Source organism: Paeniglutamicibacter sulfureus (assembly GCF_039535115.1).
GTDB classification, from domain to species: domain Bacteria; phylum Actinomycetota; class Actinomycetes; order Actinomycetales; family Micrococcaceae; genus Paeniglutamicibacter; species Paeniglutamicibacter sulfureus.
Genome location: NZ_BAAAWO010000001.1, coordinates 2,337,208 through 2,355,246, shown reverse-complemented (window position 1 = coordinate 2,355,246; position 18,039 = coordinate 2,337,208). Strand labels below are relative to the sequence as shown.

At 64.2% G+C, this 18,039-nt stretch carries 15 protein-coding genes; 5 read left to right on the top strand and 10 right to left on the bottom strand.

Annotated elements, in window-relative coordinates; genetic code table 11:
• Positions 1 to 68: 68 nt before the first annotated feature.
• The 4 genes from ABD687_RS10765 to ABD687_RS10750 form a co-directional block, all read right to left on the bottom strand.
• Entirely contained in the window at positions 69 to 1,622 is a 1,554-nt protein-coding gene (locus ABD687_RS10765; protein WP_310291315.1) for a GMC family oxidoreductase, read from the bottom strand.
• An 18-nt stretch (positions 1,623 to 1,640) separates the two neighbouring features.
• Complete coding sequence (locus ABD687_RS10760; protein WP_310291318.1) at positions 1,641 to 3,068, bottom strand: aldehyde dehydrogenase family protein; 1,428 nt, start codon at positions 3,066 to 3,068, stop codon at positions 1,641 to 1,643.
• Between the two features lie 94 nt (positions 3,069 to 3,162).
• Positions 3,163 to 4,104: an AraC-like ligand-binding domain-containing protein gene (locus ABD687_RS10755; RefSeq protein ID WP_310293458.1), complete on the bottom strand. Its 942-nt coding sequence runs from the start codon at positions 4,102 to 4,104 to the stop codon at positions 3,163 to 3,165.
• 93 nt (positions 4,105 to 4,197) lie between these two features.
• Positions 4,198 to 5,340: an ROK family transcriptional regulator gene (locus tag ABD687_RS10750; RefSeq protein ID WP_310291322.1), complete on the bottom strand. Its 1,143-nt coding sequence runs from the start codon at positions 5,338 to 5,340 to the stop codon at positions 4,198 to 4,200.
• A gap of 207 nt (positions 5,341 to 5,547) precedes the next feature.
• Between ABD687_RS10750 and ABD687_RS10745 the strand changes: the two genes are divergently transcribed.
• Positions 5,548 to 6,978, top strand: a complete 1,431-nt coding sequence (locus tag ABD687_RS10745; RefSeq protein WP_310291324.1) for a sugar porter family MFS transporter — start codon at positions 5,548 to 5,550, stop codon at positions 6,976 to 6,978.
• Between the two features lie 123 nt (positions 6,979 to 7,101).
• On the opposite strand, the gene ABD687_RS10740 is transcribed toward ABD687_RS10745, so the two are convergent.
• The 3 genes from ABD687_RS10740 to ABD687_RS10730 are packed head-to-tail and all read right to left on the bottom strand — an operon-like array spanning position 7,102 to position 10,210.
• Complete coding sequence (locus ABD687_RS10740; protein ID WP_310291327.1) at positions 7,102 to 8,115, bottom strand: TAXI family TRAP transporter solute-binding subunit; 1,014 nt, start codon at positions 8,113 to 8,115, stop codon at positions 7,102 to 7,104.
• Positions 8,112 to 9,545 carry a sensor histidine kinase gene (locus tag ABD687_RS10735; protein WP_310291330.1) on the bottom strand — a complete coding sequence of 478 codons (1,434 nt, stop codon included), beginning with the start codon at positions 9,543 to 9,545 and terminating at the stop codon, positions 8,112 to 8,114. Before ABD687_RS10735 ends, ABD687_RS10740 begins: the two co-directional genes overlap by 4 nt.
• Entirely contained in the window at positions 9,542 to 10,210 is a 669-nt protein-coding gene (locus tag ABD687_RS10730) for a response regulator transcription factor (RefSeq protein ID WP_310291333.1), read from the bottom strand. Before ABD687_RS10730 ends, ABD687_RS10735 begins: the two co-directional genes overlap by 4 nt.
• 262 nt (positions 10,211 to 10,472) lie before the next feature.
• Here ABD687_RS10730 and ABD687_RS10725 point away from each other — a divergent pair, with 262 nt between their 5' ends.
• Positions 10,473 to 11,933 carry an MFS transporter gene (locus ABD687_RS10725; RefSeq protein ID WP_310291336.1) on the top strand — a complete coding sequence of 487 codons (1,461 nt, stop codon included), beginning with the start codon at positions 10,473 to 10,475 and terminating at the stop codon, positions 11,931 to 11,933.
• Positions 11,934 to 12,285: 352 nt separating this feature from the next.
• On the opposite strand, the gene ABD687_RS10720 is transcribed toward ABD687_RS10725, so the two are convergent.
• Complete coding sequence (locus tag ABD687_RS10720; protein WP_071214155.1) at positions 12,286 to 13,716, bottom strand: sodium:solute symporter family protein; 1,431 nt, start codon at positions 13,714 to 13,716, stop codon at positions 12,286 to 12,288.
• Between the two features lie 95 nt (positions 13,717 to 13,811).
• Positions 13,812 to 14,663, bottom strand: a complete 852-nt coding sequence (locus ABD687_RS10715) for a MurR/RpiR family transcriptional regulator (protein ID WP_310291340.1) — start codon at positions 14,661 to 14,663, stop codon at positions 13,812 to 13,814.
• A 102-nt stretch (positions 14,664 to 14,765) separates the two neighbouring features.
• On the opposite strand from ABD687_RS10715, the gene ABD687_RS10710 reads away from it, so the two are divergent.
• From ABD687_RS10710 to ABD687_RS10700, 3 genes are all read left to right on the top strand, one after another.
• Positions 14,766 to 15,995, top strand: a complete 1,230-nt coding sequence (locus tag ABD687_RS10710) for a metal-dependent hydrolase family protein (protein ID WP_071214153.1) — start codon at positions 14,766 to 14,768, stop codon at positions 15,993 to 15,995.
• A 347-nt stretch (positions 15,996 to 16,342) separates the two neighbouring features.
• Positions 16,343 to 16,720, top strand: coding sequence for an ArsR/SmtB family transcription factor (locus ABD687_RS10705; protein WP_071214152.1), 378 nt, complete (start codon positions 16,343 to 16,345; stop codon positions 16,718 to 16,720).
• Positions 16,717 to 17,355, top strand: a complete 639-nt coding sequence (locus tag ABD687_RS10700) for an SRPBCC domain-containing protein (protein WP_071214151.1) — start codon at positions 16,717 to 16,719, stop codon at positions 17,353 to 17,355. The genes ABD687_RS10705 and ABD687_RS10700 overlap by 4 nt, the downstream gene beginning before the upstream one ends.
• Here the strand turns inward: ABD687_RS10700 and ABD687_RS10695 are convergent.
• Positions 17,352 to 18,029 (bottom strand): DinB family protein, encoded by a 678-nt coding sequence (locus tag ABD687_RS10695; protein WP_071214150.1) that lies wholly within the window; start codon positions 18,027 to 18,029, stop codon positions 17,352 to 17,354. The two genes, ABD687_RS10700 and ABD687_RS10695, sit on opposite strands and share 4 nt — an antisense overlap.
• Positions 18,030 to 18,039: the final 10 nt, after the last annotated feature.

Sequence of the window (18,039 nt, the reverse complement as noted above, 5' to 3'; positions counted from 1 at the left end):
AGCTGTCGGCCCTCGTTCACCTGGGTAAAGTCCCTACGGTGCGGTGGGCCGACGATTCCAAGGGTCCGCTAGCCGACGACAGATTCCCGGGCCAAGGGGGCTCGCTCGGAGATAAGCATCGCCGCAGCTCGCTCGCCGATCATCACCGAGGGTGCATTGGTATTGCCGGTGGGCACCAGAGGCATGATCGAGGCATCGGCAATGCGCAAACCCTCCAGGCCGTGGACCTTCAGCGATGCGGGGTCCACGACGGCCAGTTCGTCCACGCCCATCTTGCAGGTGCCGACCTGGTGGTGATAGGTGACCACCGAGTCGCGCACATACTGTTCCAGGTCCTCGTCCTTGATCCCCGGGCCCGGGTGGATCTCCGTCGGTTCCCATCCTGCCAGCGACTGGCTCCGCCCGATCTCCCGGCATTGGCGCACCGAGGCCACCAGCGCGTCGACATCCGCCTGTTCGCGCAGGGCGCCGAGGTCGATCAAGAGCGGGTCGTCCTCGCCGGGGCCGGAGAGCGTGAGTTCCCCGCGGCTTTGCGGGCGGACCAGGCCACCGAGCATGGAGAAGCCGTTTTCCGGTCCGGTCATCTCCCCGGGGGCGTAGTCCTGTGAGTACATCGGCACGGAGAAGAAGAGCGGCTGGGTGTCCGCCACGGGAAGGTCGGGCCGGCTCTTGGCGAAGAAGTGGACCTCGGCCGGGGCAACTGCCCCCTGGGGCACCGGACGGGTCCCGGTGGTGAGGATGACGGGGGAGAGCAGGTGGTCCTGCAGGTTCTTGCCGACCCCGGGCAGATCGCGCACCGGTTCGATGCCGAGGGCGCGCAATTCGTCGGCCGGGCCGATGCCCGAGCGCAGCAGGATCTCCGGGGAATTCAGCGCACCTGCGGCCAGCACGGTCTCGGTGGCGCGCAGGGTCTTGCGCTCGCCCTCGTGGTCGAACTCCAGGCCCGCCACGCGCCCGTCCTCGACGACCAGCCGGCGCACGTGCGCGCCGGTGAGCAGCGTGAGGTTCGGGTTCTCCGCCACGGGCTTGAGGTACGCGTGCCAGGTATTGAACCGCTTTCCATCGCGCACCGTGAGCTGCATGCGCGAGACGCCCTGGACGTCCCCGGAGTTGTAGTCATCATTGAACGGGATGCCGGTCTCCACGGCACCAGCGAGCATGTCTTCCTGGATCGGATTGCGCTCGAAGTCCCCAACGACGTCCAGCGGTCCGGAGTCCCCGCGGGTTTCCGAGGCTCCGCCGTCAAAGTTCTCGATGTGCTTGAAGACGGGCAGGACATCGTCCCAGCCCCAGCCGGCGCAGCCTTCCTTTTCCCAGGTGTCGTAGTCCCACCTGTCCCCGCGCACCCAGATGGCCGCGTTCAGGGCGTGGGAGCCTCCCATGACCTTGCCGCGCGGAAGGTGCAGGCGCCGATTGGAGGCACCTTTCTGCTCGGTGGTGTAGTAGTCCCAGTCCTGCTCGCTGTGCCACAGGTGGCCCAGGGTGTTGAGCGTGGCGATGTTCGGGTTGGTGTCGAAATCGCCGGCCTCGAGTAGGGCTACGCGCTTGCCTGCATCGAGCAGCCGGCGGGCGATGACGTTGCCGGCCGAGCCGGCGCCGACGATGATGTAGTCGAGTTCCATGGTGGTCTCTTCCGTCCCCTAGTAGCTGATGACCTGTGGCTGGCCCAGGTGCTTGAGGCCCGCGACGCCGAATTCCAGGCCGTAGCCGGAGGCCTTGGCCCCGCCGAAGGGTACCCGCGGATCCACCGCACCGTGCTTGTTGATCCACACCGTGCCGGCCTGGATGCGGGCTGCAACCTCGCGGGCAGCCTCCTTGTCGGAAGACCAGACCGAGGCGCCCAGGCCCACGTCCAGCCCATTGGCCATCGCCACGGCCTCGTCGACGGACGAGTACTTGATGATCGGCAGCGCCGGGCCGAACTGCTCCTCGGCGACCAACGGGTTGTCGTTGTCGATGTCGGCGATCAGCGTGGTCGGATAGAAGTAGCCCGGCTGGCCGGACTCGGGGTTGGCGCCGGCGAGCACCCGGGCCCCGGAGTCGGTGGCGGCCTTGACCAGGTCCGCGACGATGTCGAACTGGGCCTTGTTCTGCAGCGGGCCCAGCACATTGGCCTCGTCCAACCCCACGCCCATGGGCATCTGGGCGGCGACTTCGGTGAGCGCGGTGCAGACCTCTTCGTAGATGTCCTCGTGCACGTAGAGGCGCTTGAGCGCGGCGCAGGTCTGGCCGGTGTTGATGAAGGCGCCCCAGAACAGGTCCGCGGCGATCGCCTTCGGATCGGCGTCGGGCAGCACGATGCCGGCGTCGTTTCCGCCCAGCTCCATGGTCAGGCGCTTCACGGTGTCGGCGGAGGAGCGGATGATGGCCTTGCCGGTGGCGGTGGAGCCGGTGAACATGAGCTTGTCGACGTTCTTGTGCGCGGAGAGCGCCTCGCCGACCTCGCGTCCGCCGGAAACCACGTGGAGCACGTCGGCCGGGAGCACCCCGTTGATGACCTCGACCAGGGCCAGGACCGAGAGCGGGGTGTACTCGGAAGGCTTGAGCACCACGGTGTTGCCCATGCGCAGCGCCGGGGCCAGCTGCCAGACGCTGATCATCATCGGCCAGTTCCATGGCCCGATGGCGCCCACCACGCCCAGCGGGCGGTAGTGCATTTCCGCGCGGCCGCCCTCGTCGTCGACCAGCACCTCGGGTTCGAGCTCGAACCCGGCGGTGGCGCGCAGCCAGGCGGCGCAGGCGCCGACCTCGAATCGGGCGTTGGGTCCGTTCAGCGGCTTGCCCTGCTCGCGGGAGAGCAGCACCGCCAGCGCCTCGGCGTTGGCCTCAACGGCATCGGCGGCGCGATTCAGTGCGGCACTGCGTTCGGCGTGGGTCAGTGCCGCCCAGGCCGGTTGCGCCGCGCGGGCGGCGGAAACCGCACGTTCAAGGTCGGCAACAGTGTGCTCGGGTGCCCTGCCCACGAGCTCGCCGGTGGCGGGGTCGTGGATGTCCCGGCCGCCGGAGGACGGCTGGATCGCGGCCAACAGGTCGGCGTCGGTGGCAAAGCTTGTGGTGGCGGTGGGCATGTTGCACTCCTAGGTACGCGGGAATCACTTCTGTACCCAGTGTGTCCCGCGACACATGCCCCATGCTTGGCTTTGCCCGTACGCTTCTTGTTCCCTAGCGCACGGGCGCCGGGTTGGAGCGGTATTGGCTGGGGGATTGGCCGAAGGAGGCGCGGAAGATGCGGCTGAAGTGCGCGGCATCGACCAGCCCCCAGCGGGCGCCGATCTCGCCAATGGGAACGTGCGCGCAGAGCGGGTCGGCCAGGTCGCGTCTGCAGGACTCTAGCCTGCGCACGCGGATCCACCCGGCAACCGTCAGGGAGGAGGCGGAGAAGATCTTGTGCAGCGTGCGCGTGGCAATGTGGTGGGCGGCGGCGATCGCCTCGGGCCCCAGCGTCGGATCCGCCAGGTTCGCCTCGATGTGGTACTGGATGCGCCGCAGCACCTTGGCATGGTTGTCGGTGCTGGACTCGGGGCGCGAATAGATCTCGTCGGCCAACAGCGTGGAAAGCAAGTCGACGATATTCATCGCCAGCCGGTGCCCGATGGGGCTCTTGAGTTCCGGCAGCTGGGAGGCGATGGACGCCACGAACGGGGCAACTGCCTCGGCCAGTCGGTTGCCCTTGCCCATGGAAACCGCGGTGAGTTCTGCGACGTCGTCGGCGGCAAGGCCCAGCAGATGCTGCGGGAACATGAGCACCAGGGTCTGAAAGGAGTCATCGAAGTTCAGTGTGTAGGGGCGCTGGGTGTCATAAATGGCCACATCCCCGGGGGAGAGTAGTGCTTCCCGGCCGTCCTGCAGCAGCAGTCCGTGGCCGGAGAGCTGCAGGCTCAACTTGTAGTGGCCGATGCCGCCGCGGGAAATCAGGGCCGGCGAACGAAACACCGTCTGCGCGTCGGCATCAAGGCGCATGATCCCGACGTCGTGTAACTGGCGCCCGCCGATGCGTCCGGTGAACGGGCCGGGGCGTACCTGTTCCGCCTCGAGCGGCACGAAGGTCGAGGAGATCAGCCGCCGCCAGGCGGCAAAGGAATCCGCTTCCTCGATCTGGTACATGGACACGCCCCTCCCCGGTAATTTCCCTGGGTGTAGCCTACGCCACGTCCTTGGCGAGCCGGGCGGCGGCGTCGGTGGGACGGGTTCTGGGTATCAGGAGCGGTAGCTGCTCCAGAAGTGGGCTTCGGCCATGTCCCGTGCGGCCAGGCTGGCCCCGATCAGGGGGGCATCCTCGCCCAGGGCGCTGGCCAACACCTCGAGGTCTGCATCAAGCAGCAGCGGCTGCAGGGCCTCGAGGAACATTTGTGTGAAGGTGGAGCCTTCGGCGATCGGGCCGCTAAGCACCAGTGCCTGTGGATCGGTGATGGCCGCAATGTTGCCGATTTGCTGGGCAATGGCCTCGACAAAAAGCCGGGCGTTATCCGCGGCCGGGGTGGTTGCAAAAAGCGACAAGCATGCGGGGACGTCGAGCCGGTCGCTTCCGGGAGCCGCACGTGAGTGTTCCAGCAGCTGGCTGATCAGCGTTCGTCCGCCCGAGCGCAGGTAACTCAGTTCGCCGACCATGCCGTGTCGGCCGCGCTGGACGGTTCCTGACATGACCAGTCCGGCGCCTATGCCCGGTCCCAGGTAAACCAGGAGTAGCTCATCGATCCCGCGGGCGACACCTATGCGCTGTTCGGCCAGGGTTGCCCAGTTGACGTCGTTGTCCAGGCGCACCGGTCCACTGCACACCTCGCGAAGGAGCGCGCTCACGTCAACGCGCCCTTCCGGGAATGCGGAAGCCGGCAGGACCACCGGACGCTGGGTGGCCGGATCCACGGGGTTGCCCTGTGATGCGGTTGCCGCCAGGCAGGGGGAACCGGTGGCATCGACCGCGGCGGTGACAAGGTCGCGCAGGGTCCTCTCCAGCTCGCCCCGGGTCATGGAATCGGGCAGGTCCAGGGCGGCGTCATACAGCAATGTGCCACGAAGGTCGTGGGTTTGAACCCGGGTCCGCCCTGCTGCCGCCGTGAGCGAGAGTGTGTGGCCGTAGGCGGGATCCAGGTCGTAGATCTCCGGTATTCGACCTCGCTTCTTGGCCGGGGGAGTCTCGATGGTTCTCAGTAGACCGGTCTCCGACAAGCGCGTGGCGGCCTCCGAGGCGGTGGGTCGCGAGAGTCCGGTGGAAGCGGCGATGGCAGTGCGTGAGCTGGGGCCATGCTCGAGCAGGTGTTGCAGGAAGCGTCGGTCGGTGGCGGTTGCCAGCGTCTGCGGCAGGGGCCTGGCGGAGGTTCCGGAGGCGGCTGCTGTGATCATGGAATCGATCCTTTGGTTAGGCAGTCTTTCCAAATCCTACCGCAGTGCCTTATGCTGGACATCACAATCTTTAGGCTCCTTTACTAATTGAGTCTTACCAATTAATCAAGGGAGATTACATCGTGGACCAAAGCCATGGGCTGCCACAGGTCAAGCACGGCCTGCCGGGTGACTTCAAGACCGGGCGCTCTGCGAAGGCCGGACTCGATGTCTGAGGCAAAGCGGGTTATCACGCCGAACAGGAATGACGGGCGAGTCACGACCAGGCTCGTCGCCATGGCCGCTGTTGCCGCCTTAGGTGGCTTCCTCTTTGGCTACGACAGCGCGATCATCAACGGAACCGTTGATGCGGTGCGCGAGCAGTTCGGACTCGGCTCCGGCCTGCTGGGCTTCACCGTGTCCTGCGCCCTGCTGGGCGCGGCACTGGGTGCCTGGTATGCAGGAGTTTGCTCGCAACGCTTTGGCCGGATCCGCACGATGCTCGTTGCCAGTGCGTTGCTTTCGATCAGCGCACTGGGCTGCGGGTTCGCCTTTGGCGTGTGGGACTTGATCTGGTGGCGCTTCGTCGGCGGCATCGGCGTGGGCTTTGCCTCGGTGATCGCCCCGGCGTACATTGCCGAAATTGCACCCTCGAAGGCGCGTGGCCGACTGGCCACGCTGCAGCAGCTCTCACTGGTCAGCGGAATTTTCCTGGCGTTTCTGCTCTCGGCCATGATCGCGTGGCTGGCCGGGGGCGCCGCCCAGAGCGCGTGGCTGGGCCTGGAGGCCTGGCGCTGGATGTTCCTCACCCTGCTGGTGCCGGCCCTCGTCTACGGGATCCTTGCCTCTCGGTTGCCCGAGTCTCCGCGCTACCTCGTGGAAAAAGGCGACGACGAGGGCGCTCGACGGGTGCTCATCGACGTGGTGGGCATGGAAGCCGGAGAGGCGACGGAGAACAAGATCGCCGAGATCAAGGCGACCGTGAACGTGGAACGACGCCAACGCTTCGCGGACCTGTTTGGCGGCAAGTTCGGGTTCAAGACACTGGTCTGGATCGGCATCCTGCTCTCGGTCTTCCAGCAGCTCGTGGGAATCAACGTGATCTTCTACTACTCGACCACGATGTGGAGGTCCGTCGGGTTCCAGGAATCCGACTCGTTCATGATCTCCGTGATCACCTCGGTCACCAACATCGTGGCAACCATCGTGGCGATCTCGCTGGTGGATGTGGTGGGACGCAAGCTGCTGCTGCTGGTCGGCTCGGCCATGATGACCCTGTCGCTGGGCACCATGGCCGTGGCCTTCGCCCAGGCTGTCACCGTCAACGGGGAGCTCAGCCTCCCGGGTTCCTGGGGCATGATCGCGCTGGTGGCAGCAAACCTGTTCGTCGTGGGCTTCGGCGCCAGCTGGGGACCGGTGGTGTGGGTGCTGCTGGGGGAGATGTTCCCCAACAACATCCGGGCGCTGGCCCTGGGACTTGGTGCCGCCGCCCAGTGGATCGCGAACTTCGTGGTCAGCACGACCTTCCCGACCCTCGCGGAGGCGGGCCTGCAGCTTGCCTACGGCATCTACGCAGGCTTCGCGCTGCTCTCGTTCCTCTTTGTCTGGCGCCTGGTGCGCGAGACCAACGGGCGCCAGTTGGAGCACATGACGCTCTGATCCCCAGACGCGTCGCGGGAAAGAAGAACATCCGCTCATCGCTCCGCGCAGGTTTGCCCCCACCGGGGCAGGCCTGCACGGAGCGATTTCGCTTTCCGGACGGAAGCTGCCGGCCGTGCAGTGCTACCCGTGAAGCTCCCGGTAGGCCTGGGCGGCTGCAGGGTGCAGCGGCACGTCGGCGGTGTTGATCAGCGAATCGGGGCTCAGGAACTGTACCCCGACGCTCGAGCGCGGAATCAGCTCATCGGCATGCCCCACCAGCAGGTCCACGGTTTGCCGCACCGTCTCGGCGTCCAGGTCCGTGCGGCAGAGCAGCAGGTTGGCCACCCCGACCGTCCACACCGCGTCGATGCCCGGATAGCTGTCGCCGGGGATCAGCACCTTGTCGTAGAAGGCCCCATACCTCTCCCGCAGTCCGGGGAGCAGGGAGGAGAGGTCAAGCAGGGCGAACGCGGATCCGGTGTGGGCCTGGGCGATGGCGGCGGTGGGCACCCCGCCGGACCAGAAGAGCGCGTCGACCTCTCCGGCGGCCAGGGCGGCGACCCCGTCGTTGAGTCCCAGGGCCTTCACGATGACGTCCCGGCCCGCGGCCGATGTCCCGGCGGGGGCGGATTTCAGGCCGGCGACCTCGAAGAGGCGCGGGGTGATCAAGGAGGTGCCGGAGCCCGGCATGCCCACCGCCACGGTGCGCCCGGCCAGGTCATCGAGCGAGGTGATGGATCCGTCCCGGCGCACCACGGCGTGGACGTAGTTCTGGTAGACCTTGCCCAGCGCCGCGATCTGCCCGGGGTGCTTGCCTTGCGGGCCACCCTCGAGCGAGGCGGCGTCGGCCAGCGCGACGGCCAGGGTCGCCTCGCCGGAGAGCAGCTGCGCGACGTTGTCCAGGCTGCCGCCGGTGGGGTTGACCGTGGCGGTGCGGGCCACCTGGTGCCGTTGCAGGGAGGCCGCCAGCAGCGTGGCGAATTCCAGGTAGAAGCCGCCGGGTTCCCCGCCGGCGACGACTATGGTTTCGCGGCGCGGTCCGGAGACGCAGGAGGCGAGTGCCGGGGCCAGCAGGGAGATCGACCCGGCCGTGAAGGCCGCGCGCAGCACGCTGCGCCGCGACGGATGGAGGCCGCTAGCGGGGTTTGCGTTCATGAGGCTTCCCCCTGCCCGGGGAGGGTGGGTGCCGCGTCGAATTCGATGCGGGCGCGCAGGCCGTTCGGTTCGTTGGGCGCCAGCACCAGGCGACCGCCGTTTGCGGTGGCCAGCCTGTCAACGATGGTCATGCCCATGCCGGTGCCGCGGATCGAGGAGTGTTCGGGGGCGCGCCAGAAGCGGGTGGTGGCGGCGGCCAGCTGTTCGGGCTCCAGGCCCGGGCCCGTATCGGCGATCTCGATGAGCGTGGCCGAACCCCGGGTCCGCACCGAGGCGGTGATCTGCGCCCCAGGCGCGTACTTGATGGCGTTGTTCAGCAGCTCGCCGAGCATCTGCGCCAGTTCGATCCGGCTGCAGGCGAGCTCCGCGCCGGGATCCTCCTGAGTGGTCAGTACCAGGTCGGATCCCGCCGCCAGGGCGGCGGGCCGGGCGCGGTCCACTTCTTCGGCCAGCACCACGAAGGCGTTGACGCTCCCGGAGCCGGGGCCCTCGGAGACCTCGGGGGAGGCGCCGGCCGAATCCTCGATCACCCGGTGTTCGGCCACCGCCAGCCTGAGCACCGAATCCAGGATTTCCTCGACCCGTTCGAGCTCCGCCAGCACCCCGGCCCCGGCGGCACGCTCCTTTTCATTCCGCAATTCCAGCAGCAGCAAGTCCACGCGCAGGCGCAGCGCCCCGATCGGGTTGCGCAGGTGGTGGGAGGTGTCGGCAATGAGTTGGCGCTGGGAATCGATGAGCTCACCCAGTGTCGTGGCCATGTCGGTGAAGGACCGGGAGAGCTCGCGCAGCTCCGGGGGGCCGGCCTCGGGCAGTGGCGGCGTGTGGCCGGTGTCCTTGAATTCACGCACCGCGGCGCCGAGGCGCTGCACGGGGCGCAACACCCAGCCGGTGACCCTGCCCGCCAGCAGCAGCAACACCGCTGCCAGCGCGATGGCGGCAATGGCGGTGACCAGCCAGCGGTAGCGCAGCTTATCCCGGGCGGCATCGAGGTTGACCTCCATGACTACCTCGCCCAGGACCTGGCTGGCGCTGCCGAAGGACCGGGAGATGACCTCGTTGCCGGTGCCGAAGGGCCTGACGGGGTCCAGCGTGGTGTCGGCGAGGTTCAGCGAGGCCCGCCCCAGGGCCTCGCGCACGTCCGGGCGCTCGGGGTCCAGCCCTCCGGAGGCCAGCGTGCCGGTTTGCAGGCGCACCACCAGGCCCTCGGAGTAGAGGCCGGAGTAGGTTTCCATGTCCCGCCGCAGCACCGTGCTGTCCCCGTCGTTGGCCGCATCGTAGGCGAGCTGGGCGATCCGGTTCAGCGAGGCAGCACGGTTGATTTGCAGCTGTTGGGTCACCTCGCGTCCCGCGGAGGAGAGGATCACGTTGGACACGAGCAGTACCAGCAGCAGCACCAGCACGCTCAGGATGCCCAGGACGCGCAGCTTCACTGCGGGTCGGCCTCGATCCGGTAGCCGACGCCGCGGACGTTGACGATGAATCCGGGCAGCGAAAGCTTGGAGCGCAGTCCGGTCAGGTGCACATCCAGCGAGCGTGAGGAAGCCAGGAAGGCATCTCCCCACAGGGAATCGAGGATCTGTTCGCGGGTGACCACCGACCCGGCATTGCGGGCCAGCAGTGACAGCAAATCGAACTCGGTGGGCGTCAGAGACAGTTCGATGCCTTTGACCTCGGCCACGCGGCGGTCGAGGTCGATGGCTAGCTCCCCAATCTGGATGCTGGGGTTCCTGCGTCCGCCGGCGGGCATGGTGCGCCGGGTGACTGCCTCGATGCGGGCGAGCAGTTCCACGAGCTTGACCGGTTTGATCAGGTAGTCGTCAGCGCCAGAGCGCAACCCGAGCACCACCGAGCGTTCGTCGTCGCGGGCCGTGAGGATCAGGATGGGGGACTGGGTGACCTGACGCAGCTTGCGCAGCACCTCGAGACCGTCCATGTCCGGCAACCCCAGATCCAGCAGGATCACGTCGAATTCGCGGTGCTTGAGCAACGCGTCGGTGCCGCGGGCGACCCTAGTGGCGCCGTGTCCGGTGGACTTCACCGCGGCGGTGAGTGCCGCGCCCATGGAGTCGTCATCCTCTACGATGAGTACGTCCATGGAAGGGTCCCTTGATTCGTGGATTGTGTCGTAAGAAATCGTGGTTCACGGCCCGCTAATGCATCTTGCGCCCGTCTTGGAGAGTATCATTTCTTCGCGTTTCCCGTCCCGCCCGCTTCCCCATCGTGGCCGCTCCGGAACCCCTGACGGACTCCTAAGGAAGTGTTAGGAATCCGCTCTCACGTTGGTTGTAACATGTCCCACGAATGCCTCGGTTGAGGCCCGCGGTGATTTGCGGGGCCTCAATGCAAGAGGAGGAACCATGGGACAACCTGCCGTGGACAGCAAGAACAAGGCACCGAGACCCGGTGCCGGCACCAAAGATGCAAACGAGGCGGCGGCAACCCGTAGGGCTGTCAGCAACATCCTCAAGGGCTCGGCCGGAAACCTCGGGGAGTGGTTTGACCTCTACGTCTACACGGTGTTTGCCGTGTACTTCCAGTCGCACTTCTTCAACGCCACCAACGAGCTGCAGGCCGGCCTGGAAGCCATGGCCGTCTTCGCGACCTCGTTCCTGATGCGCCCGGTGGGCGCGTGGTTCTTCGGCCGCTACGCCGACCGCCACGGACGCAAGGCGGCACTGACGCTGTCGGTGACCATGATGTCCGCCGGCTCCTTCCCCATCGCGCTGCTGCCGACGCAGCAAGCCATCGGCATGTGGGCCATGGTGCTGTTGGTCTTCGTGCGCCTGGTCCAGGGCTTCTCCGTGGGCGGCGAGTACGGCACCAGCGCCACCTACATGTCCGAGGCCGCGACCTCCAAGCGCCGCGGGTTCTTCTCTTCCTTCCAGTACGTGACCCTGATCGGCGGCCAGATGCTGGCCCTGCCGGTGCTGGTCATCCTGCAGAACACCATGAGCCATGAAACGCTCACCGAATGGGGCTGGCGCATTCCATTCGCCATCGGCGGCGTCGCGGTCCTCGTGGTCCTGTGGCTGCGCCGCACCATGGAGGAAACCGTCTCCGCCGAGCAGGTGGCCGCGGCCAACAAGCCGGGCGTTGCCGGCGAGGCCCAGCTGGGCACCATGAAGCTGCTGTTCACCCAGTATTGGAGGCCGCTGCTCATCTGCATCGGCATCACCCTGGGCGGCACCGTCGCGTTCTACACGTACACCAACTTCATCCTGAAGTTCATGAACGACACCTCGGGCATCGAAAAGACCCCGACCTCGGTCATCAACTTCTGGGCGCTGTTTATCTTCATGCTGCTTCAGCCGGTCTACGGCATCATCTCGGACAAGGTCGGACGCAAGCCGCTGCTGCTCTGGTTCGGCATCACCGGTGTCCTGTTCACCTGGCCGCTGCTCTCGATGCTGTCCAAGACCCAGAACCCGCTCTTCGCCTTCCTGCTGATGATGGGCGGGCTGGTCATTGTCGGTGGCTACACCTCGATCAACGCGCTGGTGAAGGCCGAGCTGTTCCCGGCCTCCATCCGTGCCCTGGGCGTGGGCCTGGGCAACGCGATCGCGAACTCGCTCTTCGGCGGAACCGTCCCGCTGATCGGCGCCGCGCTGCAGAAGGCCGACCGCGTTGACCTGTTCTTCACCTACGTCACCGTGGCCATCGGGATCTCGCTGCTGGTCTACATCTTCGCGCTGAAGAACAAGAAGACCACGCACCTGGACAACGAACAGGGCCATGCCTGGACCGGGAAGAACCCGGACGCCGGGGCTCCGGGTGCCACGGACGCGGACGACGACAAGAAGGAACTCGTCGACGCCTAGTCCGGATCTGCGCAATCCGCACCAAAAGCCACCCGCCTGCGCGCGTCCCAACGTGCAGGCGGGTGGCTTTTTCGTTGATCCGGAAGGCCTCCGCTGAAAGTGCCCTGTGGTGGGCACGTGCAGCTGGATCGATCGAGATTATCTAGGACAGCGGGTTGCTGATCTGTGCGAGAACACCAACGAATCAAGATTTGAGGCGAGGCACATGCGGATGCCATCGTTGGTGCTTTGCCAGCCATGGCCTCAGGAACGTTGCTATAAGGTACCGGTGAGGAAGAAACCAGGCGGCAACATTGGGAGTTTCCAATGCCGGGTCAGCGCGGGCAGCAACCGGCTCGCCCCCGCTGACGAGCTATGACTGAATATGCTCGGCTTGGGAATCCGCTGTGGTTTTCGCTGCCGGCGCAGGTTTCCCCAAGAGACTGACCACCACCATGACGACCAAAGCGACGGGCAGTGAAACAATCACACCGTTCATCACTGACTGAGAAAGACCGTTGATTTCCCACAAGATTGTTGCCAGGCCGCCGGCGACCATGGAAGCTGCAACACCGGTTCCGGTGGCGCGTGGCCAGAACAAGGCAGCCAGCAGAGCCGGCGTGATGGCAGCGCCGTACATGGTGTAAGCGTACATTTGCAGCGAGAGCACGCTGGGGAAGAACTGGACCATGACAAAGCCCAACACCGCTAGGAGCAGCACTCCCCAGCGACCGATGATCATGGCCTGACGATCGGTGGTTTCCTGGGTCCGCAGCCTAGCTACGAGGTCATGGACGATGTTTGCCGAACATGTAAGCAGGTACGACGAACCGGTGGTGACGATCAGGGCGAACGCACCAGTCAGCAACAATCCTCCGAGACCCGCTGGACTGAATTCTGCCCCACCCAGCGAGAGGATGGCAGTATCCGGGTCAATGCCGTCTTGAAGGACTGACGACGCCGAGGCCAAGAGGATAACCGGGACGATGATGAAGAAGGCTCCGAAGAAGAACAGCAGGGTCGCGAAGCGCGCTGTCTTTTCACTGGCTGCCGCGGCAAGACGCTGGTACATGTTCTGATCCCCAAGCAAAAGCAGGAAGACCGGCAGGAAGTATCCCAGCAGCTGGATCGGCGAGAGACCGCCGGTGAGAGTTAGTTGGATCGGGTTAAGGCCATCTACGTAGGTTGCAAGCCCGCCGAAGTCAACGGCGAAGATGTAGATCATCAGCGCGATCAGTGAAATTGCGACAATTGCGATGGAAATGAAGTCGGACCAGGCCACCGACTTCAACCCGCCGCTCAGGGCAAGGAAGGTGATCAGGACGGTGGCCGCAATGGTGCTCTGCGACGGGCTAAGCGGCGTGATGAGGCTGATGATGTAACCCGCACCAGTGAACTGGTAGGCGGTGATGCCGACGAAGGCAACCAGGATAATGACTGTGGCGATGAGGCGGACAACTTTTCCGAACCGCATCTCCAAAATTTGTGGAACTGTGTACTTGGCCAAGCGCTGTACGCGTGGAGCAAGTATCAGTAGGCAAATAATGCCGATGAACGTACCGCTGAAGAAGAACATCCCGGCCCAGGGACCATATTCATAGATAAAACTTGCGGCGCCGATAATGGAGCCCGAACCGACGAAGGTTGCAAGCATTGTGCCGGCGAGGACCGGGGCGGGCAGCGATCGTCCTGCCAGCAGGAAGTCGTCACCAGTGGAGGTCGCTTTTGAACGACTAAACCAGGCTCCGATCAGGATCATGAGGGCTACGTAGCCCACGAGAATCAGAACATGAGTAAGTTGCATAGGGAACTCCAGCGATGGATGAGGTTAACGCCAACTACAGTGACACGTATCTCAAATCTATGCAACGTTTGTTGCAGTAACGTTACTGCTCGAAGTTAGTCGGTGGGTTCCACCAGATTCAGTTCCTTCCAGATCTCCTCAACATCCATCAAGTTCATGGCAGAACGATCGGGATCGAGTGCTGCAAGCTCGGCGATGACCGCTTGGGTGACAGTCATAGCAGCTGTCATGGAGCGGACGTAGCTGACACTTTCACTAGGCACGATTACCGATTCGTCGGCAAGGTCGGACAAAGCGGTTCGCCGGTCGGAGATAACGATGACTTTGGCGCCGCGCTTTTTCGCCACCCTAGTAGTTTCCAATATCCATGAGCTGGAGCGCCACAGCGCGCAGCTGATGATGCAATCGCCTGCTTTTAGAAGCCGCAATCGGGAAGCCAATGCGGTGCTCATGGCCATGTGAAGTTCCAGATCATGACCGAGTGACTGACCAATGTGCGTTAGTTGCAGACCGGGTGCCGCGTAACTTCCGGTGGCCAACACCATGGATCTATTGGCCTCGGAGATCAGCTCCGCAATGCGACGGAATTGGGTATCGTCGGCGCGGGCAACGAAGTCATGAAGATTTTTGACATCGGCCATCATGCTGGATCGCGACGGGGAGTTGCCAGAAGTGCCCCTGTTGCGCAGGAGCTGGTCGCCGCTCAAAGTCGCGAGGTACCTATGCCTGACTTCCTGCTTCATTTCGGACCAACCGCTGAAGCCCAGGAATTGGGCCGCGCGAACCACCGACGCCACATTGACTCGTGCATAAGTTGCAACTTTCTGGGCAGAAAGAGGAAAAGTTCCGCCCGGATCGTCTTTCAGCACTTCAAGTACGCGAAGCGTGGCGGAGGATACTTCCCTCTGCTCAACCAGGGAATCGATCCATTCAACAATTTCGGACATACAGGCATTCTGCCCCATCCAGCGACATCTCTTGCAAAAAAGCATGCCAAGTCCGCATGGATGATAGCCTGCAACAAACATTGCAGCTCTTGAAAGGCCCGTATGCTCCAGCAGCCAGTCGCCCTTATCGCGAATGCCCAGATTCTAGACACACGGAACTTCAAAATTTCGTCCGGGAAAACCATCGAGATTATTGACGGTCGCGTCTCGAAGATTCGCGACAGCAATAGCGATGACGTGACCTGTGAAAACGCCATTGACGCGGCAGGAAAAATTATCATGCCGGGATTGATCGATTCCCATGTTCACGTTACCGCTGCCACTGCCTCGCTCGGAGATCTTGCCGACTGGTCACCGAACTACGCCGCGGCCCGTAGCTCGACCCTGATGAAAGACATGCTCCTTCGCGGATTTACCACGGTGAGAGATGTGGCCGGAGCCGATTGGGGCATTGCAGACGCGGTGGAAGAGGGCTATTTTCAAGGACCACGAATCTATTTCGGTGGCAAGGCATTGAGTCAAACTGGCGGGCATGGTGACATGCGTGGGCCGGGACGTACCTTCGTGGACAGTCATCCATGTTGCCCGACGATTGGAGTGATTTGCGATGGGGTGACGGAGGTTCGAAAGGCCTCTCGTGAACAGCTGAGAACTGGAGCCCACCACATCAAGATCATGTTGTCCGGCGGTGTTGCCTCACCGACGGATCGAGTGGATTCAATTCAATTCTCGGATTCGGAAATCCAAGCAATAGTCGAAGAAGCCGAGGCGGCCAATCGTTATGTAGCCGGACACGCTTATACGGCCAAGGCCGTCAATCGTGGGTTGCGCGCAGGTGTCCGAAGTATTGAGCATGGAAACCTGATTGATGACGAAAGCGTGGAACTTTTCAAAGAACACGGTGCCTTCCTGGTGCCGACACTTGTCACCTATGTTCATTTGAAGAAGGACGGCGAGGCAGCTGGGCTTTCGGCAGAAAGTCGAAAAAAGGTGGATCTCGTCCTGAACGCGGGTCTGGACGCCTTGGGCTTGGCAACGAGGGGCGGGGTCAAAATAGCCTTCGGAACTGACCTGCTGGGAGACATGCAAAAGCACCAAAGCGAAGAGTTTACGATTCGTGCCCAAGTTCAAACTAACGAACAAATCATCGCTTCGGCGACCACGATCGGTGCCGAGTTGCTGGGTGCCGAAGCCGATTTGGGGGCCGTGCAAGTTGGTGGTCACGCGGATCTGTTGTTGTTGAGCGGCAACCCGCTCGAGGAGATTCGAGTGTTGGCTGAACCAGAGACCTACCTATCTGGTGTCATTAAGGCCGGAATGCAGCAAAAGTAATCCAGTGCCAGAGTCGGTTCTTGTCGAATTTGGAACATGGTTTCCCCGCTAACTTCGCACCATCGGGTTCCAAGATGCGGCACCCCTACAGGCAAGCAATCGGTTTCAGCCGCTTTGCCAGCTCGCATCGATGTCACCTCACGCCGCGAAGCAGCTTGAAGCCGTTGAACGACGGAGTATGACTCAGTGCGAGGTAGCGCACCAGATCGTTAACGTCAGGTCCTGAAGCCACCCGCCTGCGCGCGTCCCAACGTGCAGGCGGGTGGCTTTTTCGTGTCCGGCGAAGGGGTCTCCAATGACCCTTGTTAAGCTCTTGCTTATATAAGGCAGAGTTGTAGTATGGGGTTGTGCATGCATTTGAAGTCCTGGGCGACCCGACCCGGCGCCGTATCCTCCAGCTTTTGGCCAATGGAGAGCAAAGCTCCGGGGCCATCGCCGGACGCATCCGGGACGAGTTCGGGATCTCCCAACCCGCCGTCTCGCAGCACCTGAAGGTGCTGCGGGAAAGCGGATTCGCCTCGGTCAGGGCGGCGGGCACCCGCAGGCTCTACGCCGTTTCCTCTGAACCGCTGCGCGAGATCGACACCTGGCTCGAGGACTTCAGGCATTTCTGGGACCAGCCGCTGGATGCGCTGGAAACCGAAATTGCCCGCGGAAAACGGGAACGGCGGCTGGCCGCTTCTGCCGCGGACGACCCACAGACCACACCCAAGGAGCAACAATGATCGACATTGCAAGCCAGATCGGCGCCATCGACAGGACGGTCTCCCAGCGGAAGCTGGAAGACGGAAGCGAAGCCGTCTCGGTCCTGGCGCGCCGCACCTACAAGTCCGATCCCGCGGAGCTGTGGGACGCGTTGACCAATCCCGAGCGGATCCCGCGCTGGTTCCTTCCGATCAGCGGTGAGCTGCATGAAGGCGGAACCTTCCAGTTGGAGGGCAACGCCGGTGGACGCATCCTGGAATGCTCGCCACCGACCCGCCTGAAGGTCACCTTCGGCGGCGAGGACAGCCTCGTCGAGCTGCGCCTTGCCGCCGACGAACCCGGCACCACGACCCTGGAGCTGGAGCACACCGTCCCGCTGGCCATGGCCCAAAGCGGTGCCGGGGCACTATGGGTGGGTCCGGGCTGGGACGGAATGTTCCTGGCCCTGGGGCTGTTCGTGGATGGAATCGTGGCCGAGGACCCGGCCGCGGCCGCGCTTTCCCCCGAGGCATTGGCCTTTTCCGAGCGTTCGGTCCGGGTCTGGGCCGAGGCGGTGCGCGAATCGGGCACGGCCACCGGCGAACAGCTCGAGGAAGCTCTGGCCATTTCCCTGGCGCAGTTCGCTCCCGGCAGCGAAGACCCGGCTTCCAGTTAGGTCTGCGGGGCCACGGCCACAAGCAAAGGCCACCCGCCTGGCGTACATCCAAACGTGCCGGCGGGTGGCCTTTTCGTGTCCGGAGGACTCAGGAAGATCCGCGTTCCGGCCCGCGGGGCAGGTCCAACTGCCCGGCGTGAAAGTCGATCCGGCCCGCGGGGCAGGTCCAATTGCCCGGCGTGAAAGTCGAAGTGTTCGGTGGGGTAGGCGTAGAGCTGCGCCAGGGTCATGGCTCGGGTGAAGAACGGGTCCCAGCGGGTCGGGAAGGGCATGGCGCGGGACAGCGCGGCGGGAGACTCGGACTCGAGCTTCCTGCCCAACACCGCCAGGACCCGATGGAGCCTTGCCGCCATCCGGTGACGGTTGTAGAAGCGGGCTGCGGCCTTCGAGCCCCAGTAGTTGACGGCATCGAAGGGGACGGATGCGGCATCCAAGGCGGCGGCGAATCCGGCGGATACGGGGGTCGGCAACCGGGAAAGCACCCGGTGGAGCGGCAACAGGGCGCGTGCCACCATATATCCAAAGACCATGTGGAAGAGCAGTTCCTCGTTGTTCCAGCGGGTCCCTTTGCTGCGGCGGCCGAGGTCGGACGGGGACGCCTGGGCCAACCAGTCGCGTAATTGGTGCTCGGCGCGGGCGTACTGGGCGAGGATGCGTTCCCGGTCCGGGTCCATGACTGCCTTG

Excerpts from the sequence above, each read along its gene's own strand:
- ABD687_RS10755 (WP_310293458.1), bottom strand. The coding sequence starts at position 4,104 with ATGTACCAGATCGAGGAAGCGGATTCCTTTGCCGCCTGGCGGCGGCTG.
- ABD687_RS10715 (WP_310291340.1), bottom strand. The coding sequence starts at position 14,663 with ATGTCCGAAATTGTTGAATGGATCGATTCCCTGGTTGAGCAGAGGGAA.
- ABD687_RS10745 (WP_310291324.1), top strand. The coding sequence starts at position 5,548 with ATGTCTGAGGCAAAGCGGGTTATCACGCCGAACAGGAATGACGGGCGA.
- ABD687_RS10760 (WP_310291318.1), bottom strand. The coding sequence starts at position 3,068 with ATGCCCACCGCCACCACAAGCTTTGCCACCGACGCCGACCTGTTGGCC.
- ABD687_RS10695 (WP_071214150.1), bottom strand. The coding sequence starts at position 18,029 with ATGGACCCGGACCGGGAACGCATCCTCGCCCAGTACGCCCGCGCCGAG.
- ABD687_RS10765 (WP_310291315.1), bottom strand. The coding sequence starts at position 1,622 with ATGGAACTCGACTACATCATCGTCGGCGCCGGCTCGGCCGGCAACGTC.
- ABD687_RS10725 (WP_310291336.1), top strand. The coding sequence starts at position 10,473 with ATGGGACAACCTGCCGTGGACAGCAAGAACAAGGCACCGAGACCCGGT.
- ABD687_RS10730 (WP_310291333.1), bottom strand. The coding sequence starts at position 10,210 with ATGGACGTACTCATCGTAGAGGATGACGACTCCATGGGCGCGGCACTC.
- ABD687_RS10750 (WP_310291322.1), bottom strand. The coding sequence starts at position 5,340 with ATGATCACAGCAGCCGCCTCCGGAACCTCCGCCAGGCCCCTGCCGCAG.
- ABD687_RS10740 (WP_310291327.1), bottom strand. The coding sequence starts at position 8,115 with ATGAACGCAAACCCCGCTAGCGGCCTCCATCCGTCGCGGCGCAGCGTG.
- ABD687_RS10710 (WP_071214153.1), top strand. The coding sequence starts at position 14,766 with ATGCTCCAGCAGCCAGTCGCCCTTATCGCGAATGCCCAGATTCTAGAC.
- ABD687_RS10700 (WP_071214151.1), top strand. The coding sequence starts at position 16,717 with ATGATCGACATTGCAAGCCAGATCGGCGCCATCGACAGGACGGTCTCC.
- ABD687_RS10720 (WP_071214155.1), bottom strand. The coding sequence starts at position 13,716 with ATGCAACTTACTCATGTTCTGATTCTCGTGGGCTACGTAGCCCTCATG.